The sequence below is a fragment of the Thalassotalea sp. LPB0316 genome (assembly GCF_014898095.1).
Lineage (GTDB): Bacteria > Pseudomonadota > Gammaproteobacteria > Enterobacterales > Alteromonadaceae > Thalassotalea_G.
On record NZ_CP062946.1, the window covers coordinates 1871787 to 1888384 of the forward strand.

13 protein-coding genes and 4 tRNA genes are annotated in these 16598 nt (G+C 40.5%); 14 read left to right on the forward strand and 3 right to left on the reverse strand.

The window, feature by feature from the left end; genetic code table 11:
- Nucleotides 1-210: 210 nt before the first annotated feature.
- Together lpxH and LP316_RS08330 are read right to left on the reverse strand one after the other, a co-directional pair.
- The gene (lpxH, locus tag LP316_RS08325) at nt 211-957 is read right to left on the reverse strand and encodes a UDP-2,3-diacylglucosamine diphosphatase (protein WP_193020553.1); all 747 of its coding nucleotides are present in this window, start codon (nt 955-957) and stop codon (nt 211-213) included.
- 5 nt (nt 958-962) lie between these two features.
- A complete protein-coding gene (locus LP316_RS08330; protein WP_193020554.1) occupies nt 963-1454 on the reverse strand; it encodes a peptidylprolyl isomerase in 492 nt (163 codons plus the stop codon).
- Between the two features lie 157 nt (nt 1455-1611).
- Between LP316_RS08330 and cysS the strand changes: the two genes are divergently transcribed.
- The 3 genes from cysS (at nt 1612) to LP316_RS08345 (ending at nt 5082) form a co-directional block, all read left to right on the forward strand.
- Nucleotides 1612-2997: a cysteine--tRNA ligase gene (gene cysS / locus LP316_RS08335; RefSeq protein WP_193020555.1), complete on the forward strand. Its 1386-nt coding sequence runs from the start codon at nt 1612-1614 to the stop codon at nt 2995-2997.
- Nucleotides 2998-3123: 126 nt separating this feature from the next.
- On the forward strand, nt 3124-4110 hold the full coding sequence (locus LP316_RS08340) for a S41 family peptidase (protein ID WP_193020556.1): 987 nt from the start codon (nt 3124-3126) through the stop codon (nt 4108-4110).
- Nucleotides 4111-4182: 72 nt separating this feature from the next.
- Nucleotides 4183-5082 carry a bile acid:sodium symporter family protein gene (locus LP316_RS08345; RefSeq protein WP_193020557.1) on the forward strand — a complete coding sequence of 300 codons (900 nt, stop codon included), beginning with the start codon at nt 4183-4185 and terminating at the stop codon, nt 5080-5082.
- Nucleotides 5083-5132: 50 nt separating this feature from the next.
- Here the strand turns inward: LP316_RS08345 and folD are convergent, their stop codons facing one another.
- Nucleotides 5133-5990 (reverse strand): bifunctional methylenetetrahydrofolate dehydrogenase/methenyltetrahydrofolate cyclohydrolase FolD, encoded by an 858-nt coding sequence (folD, locus tag LP316_RS08350; protein ID WP_193020558.1) that lies wholly within the window; start codon nt 5988-5990, stop codon nt 5133-5135.
- A 315-nt stretch (nt 5991-6305) separates the two neighbouring features.
- On the opposite strand from folD, the gene LP316_RS08355 reads away from it, so the two are divergent.
- The 11 genes from LP316_RS08355 (at nt 6306) to LP316_RS08405 (ending at nt 16432) form a co-directional block, all read left to right on the forward strand.
- Nucleotides 6306-6382: transfer RNA gene (locus LP316_RS08355), tRNA-Pro, on the forward strand.
- A 40-nt stretch (nt 6383-6422) separates the two neighbouring features.
- Nucleotides 6423-6499, forward strand: a tRNA-Arg gene (locus tag LP316_RS08360).
- An 8-nt stretch (nt 6500-6507) separates the two neighbouring features.
- A tRNA-His gene (locus LP316_RS08365) sits at nt 6508-6583 on the forward strand.
- 8 nt (nt 6584-6591) lie between these two features.
- Nucleotides 6592-6668, forward strand: a tRNA-Pro gene (locus LP316_RS08370).
- Nucleotides 6669-6823: 155 nt separating this feature from the next.
- Nucleotides 6824-7072, forward strand: coding sequence for a hypothetical protein (locus LP316_RS08375; RefSeq protein WP_193020559.1), 249 nt, complete (start codon nt 6824-6826; stop codon nt 7070-7072).
- Between the two features lie 257 nt (nt 7073-7329).
- Nucleotides 7330-8637 (forward strand): trigger factor, encoded by a 1308-nt coding sequence (gene tig, locus LP316_RS08380; protein WP_193020560.1) that lies wholly within the window; start codon nt 7330-7332, stop codon nt 8635-8637.
- 108 nt (nt 8638-8745) lie between these two features.
- Complete coding sequence (clpP, locus tag LP316_RS08385) at nt 8746-9363, forward strand: ATP-dependent Clp endopeptidase proteolytic subunit ClpP (RefSeq protein WP_193023849.1); 618 nt, start codon at nt 8746-8748, stop codon at nt 9361-9363.
- A 112-nt stretch (nt 9364-9475) separates the two neighbouring features.
- Nucleotides 9476-10756: an ATP-dependent protease ATP-binding subunit ClpX gene (gene clpX, locus LP316_RS08390; protein ID WP_193020561.1), complete on the forward strand. Its 1281-nt coding sequence runs from the start codon at nt 9476-9478 to the stop codon at nt 10754-10756.
- A gap of 680 nt (nt 10757-11436) precedes the next feature.
- On the forward strand, nt 11437-13785 hold the full coding sequence (lon, locus tag LP316_RS08395; protein ID WP_193020562.1) for an endopeptidase La: 2349 nt from the start codon (nt 11437-11439) through the stop codon (nt 13783-13785).
- A gap of 285 nt (nt 13786-14070) precedes the next feature.
- Nucleotides 14071-14343, forward strand: coding sequence for a nucleoid-associated protein HU-beta (gene hupB, locus LP316_RS08400; protein ID WP_193020563.1), 273 nt, complete (start codon nt 14071-14073; stop codon nt 14341-14343).
- 178 nt (nt 14344-14521) lie between these two features.
- Nucleotides 14522-16432, forward strand: a complete 1911-nt coding sequence (locus tag LP316_RS08405; protein WP_193020564.1) for a SurA N-terminal domain-containing protein — start codon at nt 14522-14524, stop codon at nt 16430-16432.
- Nucleotides 16433-16598 lie beyond the last annotated feature (166 nt).

Sequence of the window (16598 nt, forward strand, 5' to 3'; positions counted from 1 at the left end):
TGGTAAATCCAATAACTCAATAAATCACTTTGGTAAATCCAAAAACTCAATAAATCACTTTAGCCACATCAATTGATGTGGCTTTTTTTATTTGCCACACAAGTAAAGTTAAAATGTCTAAGCCACTTTTTTGATTGGTTTTTATCTATTAATTTTTAGCTATTAGTTTAGTTGATAGTTTAGGTAATAGTTCTAAGAACAATCAGTCACCTAAACAAATGGTGAATTCGTCAACGTCATCTCGGTTGGGGTGACTTTTAGCCAAGCACCTTGTTCGTACCAGTCGCCCAAGACGATTCGTTTTGCTGCTTTGCCATTGGCTTGATGTTGATGAATGTCAGGTCTGTGAGTATGGCCGTGGATCAATAATTGGCATTGATGCGCTTCAAGCTCCTTCACCACTTCACTTGGTGTTACATCCATAATATCGAGCGATTTCATTTGCTGCGCGCTTTTGCTCTTTTCGCGATAGCCTTCAGCTAAGCGCTTGCGATACCACAGTGGCAAGTTCGTGACTAAGCCCATCCACCACCAAGTACGCGATTTTTTGCGAAACTTTTGATAATCAACATCACGGGTACAAAGGGTATCGCCATGCATGATCAAGGCCTTTTGGCCGTATAAATCAATCGTTGTTTTTTCGGGAAGTAACTGCATTGATGAACGCTTGGCGTAATCTTTACCTAAAACAAAGTCACGATTACCGTGAATAAAGAATATCTCGGTACCTGTATTAGCTAGTTGTGTTAAGGCATTGGCAATATCATCGTTTAACGGTGATTGAAAGTCGTCGCCAAACCAAAGCTCAAACAAATCGCCAAGGATATAAAGTTTCTCAGCCAAGATTGCATCGTTTTTTAAAAACGATAAAAAACAGGCCGTAATATCAGGCCTGTTTTGCGCTAAATGCAAGTCAGCGATAAAGTAGGTGACTTGCTGTTTAACTGCTTTTGTCATCTAAATTATTCAACAATCGTGTTGTTAATAATGATTTCGTCTTTTGGTACATCGTCGTGGAAACCAAAACGACCTGTTTCTACTAGTGTCATTTTGTCGACAATATCCATACCTTCAACGACTTGACCAAATACACAGTAGCCCCAGCCATGCATATCTTCAGATTTGAAGTTTAAGAAGTCGTTATCAACTAAGTTGATGAAAAATTGTGCCGATGCAGAGTGAGGCGCTTGAGTGCGAGCCATTGCTAATGTGCCGCGTTTGTTTTCTAAGCCGTTATTGGCTTCGTTTTGAATTGGATCACGGGTATCTTTTTCTTCCATACCAGAAGCAAAACCGCCACCTTGCGCCATAAAGCCTTTAATAACACGGTGGAAAATCGTACCGTTGTAGAAGCCGTCTTTTGCGTATTGTGCGAAGTTTTCCGCAGTAATTGGTGCTTTTTCAAAATCTAATTCAATTTTGATGTCACCTAAGTTTGTTTGAAAAGTAATCATTTTAATTTCTCACACTAAATAGTTGCAAGAATTGTAACTTAAAACATCGAAGTGTAAAGGGAAGTGGTGACCGAATTCATTTGTTCGGGTACAATGCGTCCCCTAATTTATCGAGATATTCGAGTTTTTATTTAACCAGTCGACGGAAAAGCAACTGATGTTACAAATTTATAATACCCTGACACGAAAGAAAGAAGCATTTAAACCCCTTGTTGAAGGCAAGGTGGGTTTATACGTTTGTGGTGTGACGGTTTACGATTTGTGTCATATCGGCCATGCGAGAACATATATTGGTTTTGACAACATTGTTCGCTATTTGCGCTTTTCAGGTTACGACGTGACTTACGTTCGTAATATCACGGATGTAGAAGATAAAATCATCAAGCGCGCTAATGAAAATGGCGAAGATCCTATGGCATTAGTTGAGCGTAATATTAGTGAAATGTATCACGACTTTGATACTTTGAGTTTGTTACACCCTGATATCGAGCCACGTGTAACAACCCATATGCAAGAAATCATCGATATGATTGTCACCTTGGTTGAAAAAGAGCACGCCTATGTCGCTTCAAGTGGCGATGTATTATTTGATGTTACCAGCTTTAAAGAATACGGTCAGTTAAGTGGTCAAAACCTTAAACAATTGCAAGCTGGCTCGCGTGTTGAAGTAGATGATACCAAACGCAACCCGCTTGATTTCGTATTGTGGAAAATGGCAAAACCAGGTGAGCCAAGCTGGACGTCGCCATGGGGTGAAGGTCGCCCAGGCTGGCATATCGAATGTTCAGCAATGAACGCAAAAGAGCTAGGTGCCCATTTTGATATTCACGGTGGTGGCTCTGACTTAGCCTTTCCACACCATGAAAATGAAGTAGCACAAAGCTGTTGTGCACTTGATACGCCATACGTGAATTACTGGATCCACACGGGCATGGTACAGGTTGATCAAGAAAAAATGTCTAAGTCATTAGGTAATTTCTTTACCATTCGCGAGGTATTACAAAAATACGATGCGGAAACGACGCGTTATTTCTTAACCTCTGGTCAATACCGTAGCCAGCTGAACTACTCAACAGATAATTTAGATCAGGCTAAATCATCGTTAGAGCGCATTTATACCGCGTTACGTGATGTCGAAGTTGCAGAAGATTTTGCTTTAGATAAAGAAAACCCATTTGTTGTTGAGTTTTGTAAAGCAATGGATGACGATTTCAACACACCACAAGCTTTATCTGTCTTGTTTGAGGTTGCTAAACAGCTCAATGTTGCCAAACAAGAACAAACAGACAATATCGCTGAACTTGCCGGTACACTAAAAGCACTAGGTGGCTTATTAGGGCTGTTACAACAATCACCTGAGAGCTTTTTACAAGGCGCTGGCGATAGTGATGAAGTTGCCGAAATTGAAGCGTTAATAGCACAACGTAACCAAGCACGCGCAGATAAAAACTGGGCGCTAGCTGATGAAGCCCGTGATAAGTTAAACGCGATGAATATTGTTTTAGAAGACAGCGCTGGCAAAACAACCTGGCGTAAGAAGTAAGTTCTCCGCTTTGGAACGAGTAAGGGCTAAGTCTAACTTAGCCCTTTTTTTATCCTTGAAAATTAACCTCAGTGACGCCATCAATTAATTAATACCAAAGTTAACCATAGTCATGGATCGATTATTGTGAATCGAATAGTTCTCAACGTTATTTTATCAATTTATTTCCTCTGGCAAGGCGTTGCGTTAGCGATTGCAGACGAGCTTACACTAAGTAAAACCGAGATAAATAATACCGTAATGCAAATTGCTCAAACCATTGAGCAACAATATTACGACGAGGATAAAGCCACTGTTATTGCGAGAAATCTATTAAATACCCTAGATAAGGGGGATTTCTACGCGAGCTATCGACAAGATGAATTGATAACTCTGATAAATAGCGTATTTGCCTCACCTGATGGCGATGGCTTTATCAGTTTAAATGAGCAGGCATTAGATGATAGTTTTACGCTGTCTAGTGGGCAAAGTGCTGATGTTGGTTATCAAATTGAATACCAAAAACTAGATAACAATATTGGCTATATTCACTTTTCAGGTAATTTTCAAAATATCTCAAGCATTGAACAGTTAACACTGATCTTAGCAAAACTTGACGGCTCAAGTGCTTATATAATAGATACGCTAGATGCAAGCGACGCCAGTTTTACCGTCATTCATCACTTTATCAGTTGTTTTGTTAAACCAGATATCCACCTTGCCAATTTAAAACGTACCGATAGTGAAAACTTAACGCCTGTATTGTCCCTAAGTTCACCGCAAACACCTCAAACTATCAATAGCAACTCTATCAGCACTAAATCGCTTGTGATTTTACAATCTGCATTTGCTCAACAAGCATGGGAGTTTTTTAATCTTGCCTTGCAGCAACAAGGCGCTTTGATCATTGGCGAAGAATCAATTGGTAATGCAAGTTTGAACAAGACATTTATTATCGATAAATATTTTGAATTAAGTGTCCCGTTCGCGTTATTTCAAGCACCGGATAGTGATAGAAGTTGGAAAAATAGTGGAATTACACCTGACTATTTTGCATCGGAGGCTGATGCGTTAGCGCTGGCGAAAGAAAAGATTCAGTTATTGAAAACAGGTCACTATCAGTTGAAAAATTAAATTATTGCTGACCTTTTACTTATATTTAGTGGTATAAAAATCAAACATAAGAACAATAATTAAGGTGAATATGTGGCTGAACTTTATATCGAGTATGAGTATGCCATCGCAGCATTTCAGTTAATTTGTGCGATGTTGGGTATGGGAGCAACACTAACGCTTGATGATTTCAAAGATCTTGCACGAGAGCCTAAGGCGGTATTTACGGGAACTTGTATACAGTTTTTACTACCACCATTACTTGCTTATTTTTTTATTACAGCGTTAGCGCTCAATATCGGAGTTGCCATCGGCCTTGCGTTAATTGCTGCTATTCCTGGCGGTACAACCTCTAATGTTTTTACCCATTTTGCTAAAGGCAATGTACCTTTGTCGATTTCAATAACTGGAGTAACAACAATCGCGTGTCTATTCTTTACCCCTTTTATTCTTGGTCTACTTATTATTGATTATTTACCGGAAGATTTTGTCATGCCAACAGCTAGGATCATTAGTGACATTAGCTTCACGCTATTACTGCCACTGATTATTGGTATGCTGCTCCACAAGTATTTATCTCAGATTGCTCAGGTGTTATCTGCGTGGTTTATCCGCGCGTCACTTGTCGGTATTTTGCTCATCGTCATTGGTAGTGCGAGTGCTGGGCGTTTAGATATCGCCGCGTTTGGTCAAGATAATCTGGTTATTGTGCTGGCGTTTATTATCAGTTTATGGGCTCTAACGGCATTAATTACTGAAGTATTGAAGTTAAAGAAAGCAGATAAAACTGCCATAGAAATCGAAGTGGTGGTGAGAAACATAAATTTAGCTGTACTGATCAAAGTTTCGTTATTTCCGGCAGCACTAGGTGTTAATCAATCGATTGGCGATATGGTGTTATTTTGCGCCCTGTTATTTGGAGGGGTTCAGATGTTGATTGCCTTTTTCATTATTTCTTTCAGAAGAAAGACTACAAAGAGCGTTGTGGTATAGCAATAAAAAAGCCCTCAACAATGAGGGCTTAATGAGGTAGTGCTTAATCGTTAAATATCGTTAAACTCTTCACAAGCAATTAACGTATTTTCAATTAAACTTGCTACTGTCATTGGGCCTACACCACCTGGAACGGGTGTAATGTAGCTGGCTCTGTCTTTTGCGATGTCAAATTCAACGTCACCGACAAGCTTGCCCGTGTCTAAGCGATTAATACCTACATCAATCACAATCGCACCTTCTTTAATCCACTCACCCGGAATAAATTCTGGTTTACCAACCGCAACGACAATTAAGTCTGCTTGGCGCACTTTACTCTCTAGGTCTTTAGTGAAGCGATGTGTTGTAGTCGTTGTACAACCGGCAAGTAATAGCTCTAAAGTCATTGGTCGGCCAACGATATTTGATGCGCCAACAACAAGCGCATCTAAGCCATGAGTTTTTACACCGGTTGACTCGATTAACGAGATAATACCTTTAGGCGTGCAAGGGCGTAACCCCGGTTGACGCAGTGCGAGCTTACCAACGTTTGAAGGATGAAAGCCATCAACGTCTTTATTCGGGTTGATGTGCTCGATCACAAGATTGGCATTTAACCCTTCAGGCAAAGGTAGTTGCACTAAAATACCATCAACGTCGTTGTCGTTGTTTAACTCATCGATAAGTTCAAGCAGTTGTTGTTCGGTAGTATCTGCTGGCAAATCGTATGATTTAGAGATGAAGCCGACTTCTTCACAGGCTTTTCTTTTACTACCGACATAAACTTGTGAAGCCGGATCACTGCCGACTAATACTACGGCTAATCCCGGTGCTCTTTTACCTGCTTCAATGCGTTTTGCAACGCGCTCTTTTACTGAGTTACGGATCTGTTGGGCGATTGCTTTACCATCAATAAGTTGTGCTGTCATAATCTCGTGAAATGTTGTCAATGAATCGCGGCTATTTTCTCACAAATAAAACTTAGCTTGTAGCTTTTATCACGTAATCTTGGTAAAAATAATGAAATTGAGGTGATCTAAATTCACTTGGTTTACCTACTGATAGATAAGCAAGCCATAGATGATGTTCAAACGGCTGATTTTTACCCGAAAGTGCGCTAATTTGAGCAAGGTGGTGTAAAAGTGAGCGAACAAACATTTTTTTATAAAAAAGGTTTGACGAGTAGGGTGCAACTCGGTAATATCCGCATCCGTTGAAACGACGCACTGTTTCAACATTTGTGTCGGTGATTAGCGCAGCTTGGTAGCGCACTTGGTTTGGGTCCAAGGGGTCGTAGGTTCAAATCCTACATCACCGACCACTTTCTTTCTAGTTTGAAAGAAGCACCTTGTAGGTAATGTGCGCCCTTAGCTCAGCTGGATAGAGCAACGGCCTTCTAAGCCGTGGGTCGCAGGTTCAAATCCTGCAGGGCGTGCCATTTCTGTGGTGGCTATAGCTCAGTTGGTAGAGCCCCGGATTGTGATTCCGGTTGTCGTGGGTTCAAGTCCCATTAGCCACCCCATCTTTCGTCGGTGATTAGCGCAGCTTGGTAGCGCACTTGGTTTGGGTCCAAGGGGTCGTAGGTTCAAATCCTACATCACCGACCACTTTCTCTAAAAATATATGCTACAAAGCTATAACGATTTAATGCTAGAACGTTGTCACAATTAATGTGAAGGCGAAGGATGCTTCGTCATTCCCGAATGTTTCTATCGGGAATCTCCTGATATCTACTGATGACTTGTTGACTTGAAGAAAATACTTGGCAACCATCTTACAGCATTACAGCATTACAGCATTACAGCATTACAGCATTACAGCATTACAGCATTACAGCATTACAGCATTACAGCATTACAGCATTACAGCATTACAGCATTACAGCATTACAGCATTACAGCATTACAGCATTACAGCATTACAGCATTACAGCATTACAGCATTACAGCATTACAGCATTACAGCATTACAGCATTACAGCATTACAGCCTTCATCCCCAACCCCTCATAAAACCCATTAAAACTAACGCACCCAAGCAAATTTTCTTTTATTCCATTTTTATACTCGACTCTTGTCCAAAGCATGGCTATAATTCGGCGTCATTATTTTAAACTAACCATCGTTTTATGGTTTTTATATGTACAAAAATAATGCGCTGAACGGGCTTGAAAGTTGGTTTTAGTGTCCCTATCTAGGTTGTACATATAAAGCATAAGTATTAGATGCGTTAATCGACGCGTATAAACGCAAATTTTTGAGGTATATAAATGCAAGTTTCAGTTGAGACTACAGAAGGTTTGGAACGTCGCCTTACAATTACAGTTCCTGCCGAAACTGTTGACGTAGAAGTTAAGAACCGTTTACGCCAAATTGGTAAAACGCAACGTATTAATGGTTTCCGCCCGGGTAAAGTTCCACCAACAGTTCTTCAAAAGCGTTATGGCAAGTCTGTACGTCAAGAAGTTGCTGGCGAATTAATGCAACGCAACTTCTTCGAAGCGATTATGGCTGAGAAATTAAATCCAGCAGGTCGCCCTGAATTCATCGCAAAAAGCAATGAAGAAGGTAAAGAGTTAGAGTTTGAAGCCGTTTTCGAAATCTACCCTGAAGTAGAAGTAAAAGACATCGAAAAAATTACGGTTGAAGCGCCAAAAGCTGAAGTAACAGAAGCTGACTTAGACGAAATGTTTGTTACTTTACAAAACCAACACAAAACGTGGAAAGAGAACAAGCGTAAGACCAAGAAAGGCGATAAGTTAACAATCGATTTCTTAGGCCGTGTTGATGGCGAAGAATTCGAAGGCGGCAAAGCTGAAGGTTTCGAATTAGAGCTTGGTTCTGGTCGCATGATCCCTGGTTTCGAAAAAGAAATTACAGGCATGAAAGTTGGTGAAGAGAAAACTATTACAGTAACTTTCCCTGAAGACTACCACGCAGAAAACCTTAAAGGTAAAGAAGCTGAGTTCGACATTAAAGTGCACAAAACTGAAGGTCCAGTATTGCCAGAAATCGATGAAGAATTCGCTAAATTATTCGGTATCGAAGAAGGCGGTGTTGACGCACTACGTGAAGAAGTAAGCAAAAACATGAGCCGTGAGTTAAACCAAGCGGTTAAAGCTAAGATCAAAGATCAAGTTATCGAAGCGTTATTAGAAGCTAACGAAGTTGATTTACCTAAAGCGTTAATCAGCCAAGAAGTTGATGTATTACGTCAACAAGCGCTACAGCGCTTTGGTGGTCAAATTGATCCGAAGAACATGCCTAACCTGCCTGCAGAAATGTTCGAAGAGCAAGCTAAGCGTCGCGTAAAAGTTGGTTTATTACTTGGTGAAGTGATCAAAGTAAACGAAATCAAAGTTGACGATGCAAAAGTTCAAGAGTTAATTGAAACAGCTGCTTCTGCTTATGAAGATCCACAAGAAGTGATCAATTACTACAACAGCAACAAAGAAATGCTTCAACAAATGCAAAACGTTGCATTAGAAGAGCAAGCTGTTGAGTTTGTTTTAGACAAAGCAAAAGTTAAAAACAAAAAAGCTAGCTTTAAAGAAATCATGAATCCAGAAGCTAAGTAAGCTTTTTGATTGACATTAACTAGTTCAGTAGCTTAAATGGCTTATATGTTTTCATATAAGCCATTTTTATTTTAAAAGGAACCGCTGTTGTTTAATTCTCATCCAAAAATGTCAGATATTACCAGTATGACTGAAAATGCGTTAGTACCTATGGTTGTTGAGCAAACTGCTAAAGGTGAGCGCTCATACGATATTTATTCTCGTTTACTTAAAGAGCGTGTTATTTTCTTATGCGGTCAAGTTGAAGACCATATGGCGAACTTGATTGTTGCTCAAATGCTATTTTTAGAATCAGAGAACCCAGAAAAAGATATTTATCTTTATATCAATTCTCCAGGCGGTTCAGTAACAGCTGGTATGGCAATTTACGATACCATGAAATTTATCAAGCCAAATGTAAGTACTGTTTGTATTGGCCAAGCGGCAAGTATGGGCGCGTTCTTATTATCAGGTGGCGAAAAGGGTAAGCGCTACTGTTTGCCTAACGCTCGTGTGATGATCCATCAACCATTAGGTGGTTTCCAAGGTCAAGCATCAGACTTTGAAATTCACGCTAAAGAAATTTTACATATTAAAGAAAAACTTAATACCTTGATTGCTGAACACACGGGTCAGCCAATTGAAAAGGTCACTGAAGATACTGATCGCGATAACTTCTTGAGTGCACAAGCTGCCGTGGAATATGGTTTAGTCGACTCAATTTTAGAGAAACGTGTCGATCAATAAGCTATAGTTATCATAGATTGACTTAGCGAAGGCGTTAATCGCCTTCCATTGCCAGAAAAAGCTTTTGCTCTAAGAGTGAAAATTAAGTTTAAAAGATAGTTAGAGGTACCCTATGACCGATATTACAAAGGGTGACGGCGATAACGGCAAATTACTATATTGCTCGTTTTGCGGTAAAAGCCAGCACGAAGTGCGCAAGTTAATTGCTGGCCCTTCGGTTTATGTATGTGACGAATGTGTTGAGCTATGTAACGACATTATTCGCGAAGAAATCAAAGAGATTTCACCAAAAGAAGAAAAAGAAGCGCTACCAACACCTATCGAAATTCGCGAGAGTTTAGATGATTACGTTATTGGCCAAGAGCATGCCAAAAAGGTGTTGTCGGTAGCGGTTTACAATCACTACAAGCGTTTGCGAAATGGCGACTCTCACAACGGTGTTGAATTAAGTAAAAGTAACATTTTGCTCATTGGCCCAACGGGTAGTGGTAAAACCTTACTTGCGGAAACGTTAGCCCGTCTATTAGATGTGCCATTTACCATGGCTGATGCCACAACATTAACTGAAGCCGGTTATGTTGGTGAAGACGTTGAAAACATTATTCAAAAGTTACTGCAAAAATGTGATTACGACGTAGAAAAAGCACAACGCGGTATTGTTTATATTGATGAGATTGACAAGATTTCACGTAAATCTGATAACCCATCAATTACGCGTGATGTATCAGGTGAAGGTGTACAGCAAGCACTATTAAAGTTGATTGAAGGTACTGTCGCGTCAGTGCCACCTCAAGGTGGACGTAAGCACCCGCAACAAGAATTTTTGCAAGTAGATACGTCAAAAATCTTATTCATTTGTGGTGGTGCATTCGCAGGTTTAGATAAAGTTATTGAGCAACGCTGTGCAACAGGTACAGGCATTGGTTTTGGCGCAGAAGTGCGTTCAGACGAGTCAAATAAATCATTAACGGAGCGCTTCCAAGAAGTTGAACCTGAAGATTTAGTGAAATACGGCTTAATCCCTGAATTCATTGGTCGTTTACCTGTAGTGGCAACACTAAGTGAGCTTGATGAGTCAGCACTTATTCAGATCTTGCAAGAGCCTAAAAATGCATTGACTAAGCAATTTACGGCATTGTTTGATATGGAAGGCGTTGAACTAGAGTTTAGGGAAGATGCATTAATCGCAATCGCCAAGAAGGCGATGGAGCGTAAAACGGGTGCCCGTGGCTTGCGTTCAATCGTTGAAGCTGTGTTACTTGATACCATGTACGAATTACCATCGATGGAAAATGTAGCCAAAGTGGTGATTGACGAAACAGTGATCAAAGGCGAATCTAAGCCGATTATTATTTATCAAGCGACCAGTGATAAAGCGGCTTCTGAAGGCTAGTTAGCAACAGATAAAGCTAAAGTGAAGTTAGCTTTATATAGCGTTAAAATCGCTAAAGTGCTAATTGAATACCGAGCAAAATACCGACGTAATGTCGGTATTTTTTTGTCCGTATGTTGGATGAATATCATTATGCTTGAGCTTTAAATAGAACGTCATATCCGAAAAGGAGATTCCCGCTAACAACATGCGGGAATGACGGGAAAAACCGAGCACTAAATAATAAATCGTCATACCCGATTAGTCAGGTATCTATCAATAGTAACGTCATACCCGAGCAGTCGGGTATCTCTATGCCGCATATCCCCCACAGGGAGATTCCCGCTAACAGCATGCGGGAATGACGGGAAAAACCGAGCACTAAATAATAAATCGTCATACCCGAGTAGTCGGGTATCTCTATGCCGTATATCCCCCGCAGGGAGATTCCCGCTAACAGCATGCGGGAATGACGCGAAAAACCGAGCACTACATAATAAATCGTCATACCCGAGTAGTCGGGTATCTTTAACATAGCATCTCAATCAGTTGTTTAAAAAAGAGCCGATTAAGCTCTTTTTTTGATCCCTTTGTTGAATCCTAAACTATTATCCCCATATACTTTTTAAATACATAATGACAACAGCTCATTTGAAGTTGTTCGCATGTCCCATTGATTCGAATTCATGAAGAGAGTACCTATGAGCAAAACGCTATCTGGTGTTGTTGAGATCCCGGTTCTTGCCTTAAGAGATGTCGTAGTTTATCCGCAAATGGTTATTCCATTATTTGTTGGTCGTGAAAAGTCTATCCGTTGTTTAGACATCGCCATGGAGCAAGACAAACAAATATTTTTAGTCGCCCAAAAAGATGCTGCGGTTGATGATCCAACGGCTGAAGATGTTTATCAAACAGGTACCGTTGCTACCATCTTACAAATGCTCAAACTACCCGACGGTACAGTTAAAGTACTTGTTGAAGGTGTCCAGCGGGCAAATATTAAAGAGTTTGTTGAAACCGATCCGCAATTTATCGCTAGTATTGAGTACTTATCATCACTGCCAGCTGATCAAGACAGTGAAGAAGTCTTGGTGCGCTCTGCGATTTCTCAATTTGAAGGCTACGTTAAACTCAACAAAAAAATCCCGCCAGAGGTATTAACCTCAGTATCGGGCATCGATGATGCGGAGCAACTTGCTGATACTATGGCTGCTCATATGCCATTAAAGCTTGTTGATAAGCAAAAAGTACTCGAGATAAACGATATTACTGAGCGTTTAGAGTTTTTAATGGCACAAATGGAAGGCGAGATTGACCTACTTCAGGTCGAGAAGAAAATCCGTGGCCGTGTTAAAAAGCAAATGGAAAAAAGCCAACGCGAATACTATTTGAATGAGCAAATGAAAGCCATTCAAAAAGAATTGGGTGAAATGGATGAAGTGCCAGATGAAGCTGAGCAAATCACCAAAAAGATTGAAGACGCTAAAATGCCTGCTGAGGCTAAAGAAAAGACCTTGGCTGAGTTGCAAAAATTAAAAATGATGTCGCCAATGTCGGCTGAAGCAACGGTTGTTCGCTCATACATCGATTGGATGACGAGTGTACCGTGGAAAAAACGCAGCAAGTTAAAGAAAAACTTGAAATTAGCCGAAGAAGTACTGAACAAAGATCACTACGGCTTAGACAAAGTCAAAGAGCGCATTATTGAATACCTCGCAGTACAACAACGAGTAAGCCAATTAAAAGGGCCGATCCTTTGTTTAGTTGGGCCTCCTGGTGTGGGTAAAACCTCTCTTGGTCAGTCAATAGCTAAATCAACCGGTCGTAAGTACGTCCGTATGGCACTTGGTGGCGTGCGTGATGAAGCTGAAATTCGCGGTCATCGCCGTACTTATATCGGCTCATTGCCGGGTAAGCTGATTCAGAAAATGGCGAAAGTGGGTGTTAAAAACCCATTATTCCTATTAGATGAAATCGACAAAATGTCGTCAGATATGCGTGGTGATCCAGCATCGGCATTACTTGAAGTACTCGACCCTGAGCAAAATACTAGCTTTAACGATCACTACTTAGAAGTCGATTACGATTTATCAGATGTGATGTTCGTTGCTACGTCAAACTCAATGGATATTCCTGGACCGTTATTAGACCGTATGGAAGTGATCCGCTTATCGGGCTATACCGAAGATGAAAAGCTAAACATCGCTAAGCAACATTTAGTGACCAAGCAAATTGGTCGCAATGGCTTAAAAGAGCATGAGATAGAAATCGACGATAGCGCCATTATCGGTATTATTCGTTACTACACACGTGAAGCTGGTGTTCGTGGTTTAGAGCGTGAAATTTCTAAACTGTGCCGCAAAGCCGTGAAAGCGATTTTACTCGATAAAGATCTCAAGAAAGTCGTGATCAACCAAGATAACTTATCAGAATACTTAGGTGTTCAGCGCCATGACTACGGTAAAGCTGATGATGAAAATCGCGTTGGTTTAGTTACTGGCCTTGCTTGGACGCAAGTCGGTGGTGAATTGCTCACCATTGAAACAGCATCAGTGCCAGGCAAAGGCAAGTTAACTTATACCGGCTCACTCGGTGATGTGATGCAAGAGTCAATACAAGCAGCGATGACTGTTGTTCGCAGTCGCACGGAAAAATTGCGTATTAATGATGATTTTCATGAAAAACGCGATATTCATGTACACGTGCCAGAAGGCGCGACACCAAAAGACGGCCCAAGTGCCGGTATTGGGATGTGTACAGCGCTAGTATCGAGCTTAACGGGTAACCCGGTCAAAGCTGATGTGGCAATGACAGGTGAAATTACCTTAAGAGGTGAAGTATTGGCTATTGGTGGTTTAAAAGAAAAACTACTAGCGGCCCATCGAGGTGGTATTAAAACTGTCGTTATTCCAAAAGACAACGAACGTGATTTAGCCGAAATCCCTGATAATGTGAAAGCAGATTTAGCGATTCATCCGGTCAAGTGGATTGATGAAGTACTACAAATCGCCCTCGAACATCCGTTTGAAAAATGGTCAATTACCAAGTAAAACCGGCTTTTAGCGGAAAAATATCAAAAAAAAGCAAAAAATTCGCAAAAAAGTGAATTTTTTGCTTTTCAAACGCTGAAACTGTGGTAAGTTAAGTACGACTAAAGCGCTAGAGCTCAATATAAATAGGGCTTCTAGTAAAGATAAGAATAATTATCTTAATTTATTTTTCTTAACAACAGCGCTTGATGTTCTAAAAGAAGCTTGATATAAAAATGTTTCCAAGGAACGCTAACAAATAATAAATGATAGCGCTGAATAATAACAAATGAAGGGGAAGACACTGTGAATAAGTCTCAACTAATCGAGAAAATTGCTGCTGGTGCTGATATTTCTAAAGCTGCTGCTGGTCGCGCATTAGATTCATTCATCGAAGCTGTAACTGAAGAATTAAAAGCTGGTGAGCAAGTTGCGTTAGTTGGTTTTGGTACATTCTCTGTACGTGACCGTGCTGCACGCACTGGCCGTAACCCACAAACTGGTGCCACAATCGAAATCGCTGCTGCAAAGATCCCATCTTTCAAAGCAGGTAAAGCATTAAAAGACGCTTGTAACTAATCACAGTTTAAGTAGTTTTGTAAAAAGCCACCTTAGGGTGGTTTTTTTGTTATCAAATCTGCCATTTTACGATTTGATAACTATCATCAACGAGTCTATTTCTGGTAGAATCGCGCGTAAGGAAAACCTATTAACAAACAAATAGGGTAAAATACGTAATCGTGTTAAAGAGAATAAGATGTTAGAAAGAATTAGAGAAAACGCTCAAGGAATGACAGCGAAGATTATCCTTGGCTTCATTATCTTAACCTTTGCTATTGCCGGTATTGGTAGTTACACCAATAACGTAGATACTTCGGTAGCAGAAGTTAACGGTGAAAAGATTTCGCTACAAGAATTTGAGCAAGCCTATCAAGCTCAACGCAACAGAATGGCACAACAATTTGGTGATATGTTTGATACCTTGGCATCAAATCCAGCCTACCTTGCTAACCTGAGAAACGGCGTTTTAGATAACTTAATTAATGAAAAGTTATTAGATCAAGCTGCACGTGATTTGGCGATTCGTATTTCAGATGAAAAGCTCAAAGAAACTATCCGTAATATGACCGAATTCCAAGTCGACGGTCAGTTTGATAACAACCGATATTTAGCCGTTATCAACCAAAGCGGTTTCTACCAATCAAGTGACTTTCGCGATTATTTGCGCGTAGAAATGGCCCGTCGTCAATTAGGTATGGCATTGGTCTCTGGTGAGTTTGGCTTGCCATACCAAGCCGAGCAACAAGAAAAGCTTCGCAACCAAACACGTGACATTAAATACGCGATTGTTGATACCGAGCAGTTTAAGTCGCAAGTAGAAGTTACTGATGAAGAGATTACTGCGTTCTATCAAGACAACGAAGATCGCTTCCAAACACAAGAAAAAGTTAAAGTAGATTACGTGCTACTTGACGTTTTCGATATCGCACGCGAAATCGAAGTGACGGAAGCAGACGCTAAAGCTTACTACGATGAAAACATCGCTAGCTTCACAAAAGACGAGCAACGCCGTATTTCACATATCTTAATTGAATTTGGTGATGACAAAGGTGCTGCCGAACAAGAAATTCGCACGTTAGCAAACCGTATTGCCGGTGGTGATGACTTTGCTGAGTTAGCAAAAGAGTTTTCAGCTGACACCTTCAGTGGTGAAAATGGCGGTGATCTTGAGTACCTTGAGTTAGGTGTAATGGATGAAGCGTTTGAAGAAGCTGCACTAGCACTTGAAAATGTTAATGACGTGACTGATGTGGTTGAGTCAGAGTTTGGTTATCACTTAATCAAATTAACCGAATTAAAAGCGGCTGAAACACAAGCCTTTGACGATGTTAAAGAAGAGTTGATGGCGCAAGTAAGTGAAAGCGAAGCACAAAACAAGTTCTATGAGCTTCAACAAGAACTTGCGCGCTTGAGCTTTGAATTTCCTGATTCTCTAGAAGATGCGGCGGGTGCGGTAAACGCACAAGTGAAAACGTCTGACTGGTTAGGTCGTAATAATCAACAGCCTCCTTTCAATGAAGCGAGTGTTATTGACGCGATGTTCTCAGATATCGTGTTAAAAGAGAATTTAAACTCAGACATTATCGAAGTAAACGAAAACTTAGCTATGGTTGTTCGTTTGAACGAGTACCAAGAAGCTAAAACTCGCCCGTTAGCTGAGGTTTCTGAAACGATCAAAGCACAACTTGTTGCTCAAAAAGCCTCTGAAAAAGCAGAAGAAGCTGTAGCTGCAATTTTAGCAAGTTACAAATCAGGTGAAGATGTTACTGAGCAAGCAACGGCATTAGGCGCAAGCTTTATTGAAAAAGAGGCTATCACACGCTTTAGCGCTGATGTTGATAGCGCGATTTCTCGTTTAGCCTTTACTTTACCTCATCCTGTTGAAGGTAAAGTTTCTGCTGACACAGTAGCATTGCGCAATGGTCAAGTAGCGGTTGTTGAGGTTACAGGTGTTTATGAAGGCCTAGTTAGCCCAGCATTAGACAATATGATTGAACAACAAGGCGCGAGCTTATCACAAGCATCGTATATCGCTTATGTTGAATCGTTACGAGCGAAAGCAAAAATTACGCGTAAAACGCTGACTGAGCCAGCCAACGTATTCTAATCGCTGGTTAATGGTATATTAAAACGCCGCTTTTAAAGCGGCGTTTTTTTTAGCTAAATTACGTTGTTATTTAATATCTAACGGGGTCAAATTTAGTTAAAGCTACCCCAATTATAATGCCATTGAGCGTCATTCATAGAAGCAGTTAAAAAAGTGGAATAGGGAA

Excerpts from the sequence above, each read along its gene's own strand:
- lpxH (WP_193020553.1), bottom strand. The coding sequence starts at position 957 with ATGACAAAAGCAGTTAAACAGCAAGTCACCTACTTTATCGCTGACTTG.
- LP316_RS08330 (WP_193020554.1), bottom strand. The coding sequence starts at position 1,454 with ATGATTACTTTTCAAACAAACTTAGGTGACATCAAAATTGAATTAGAT.
- cysS (WP_193020555.1), top strand. The coding sequence starts at position 1,612 with ATGTTACAAATTTATAATACCCTGACACGAAAGAAAGAAGCATTTAAA.
- folD (WP_193020558.1), bottom strand. The coding sequence starts at position 5,990 with ATGACAGCACAACTTATTGATGGTAAAGCAATCGCCCAACAGATCCGT.
- tig (WP_193020560.1), top strand. The coding sequence starts at position 7,330 with ATGCAAGTTTCAGTTGAGACTACAGAAGGTTTGGAACGTCGCCTTACA.
- clpP (WP_193023849.1), top strand. The coding sequence starts at position 8,746 with ATGTCAGATATTACCAGTATGACTGAAAATGCGTTAGTACCTATGGTT.
- clpX (WP_193020561.1), top strand. The coding sequence starts at position 9,476 with ATGACCGATATTACAAAGGGTGACGGCGATAACGGCAAATTACTATAT.
- lon (WP_193020562.1), top strand. The coding sequence starts at position 11,437 with ATGAGCAAAACGCTATCTGGTGTTGTTGAGATCCCGGTTCTTGCCTTA.
- LP316_RS08405 (WP_193020564.1), top strand. The coding sequence starts at position 14,522 with ATGTTAGAAAGAATTAGAGAAAACGCTCAAGGAATGACAGCGAAGATT.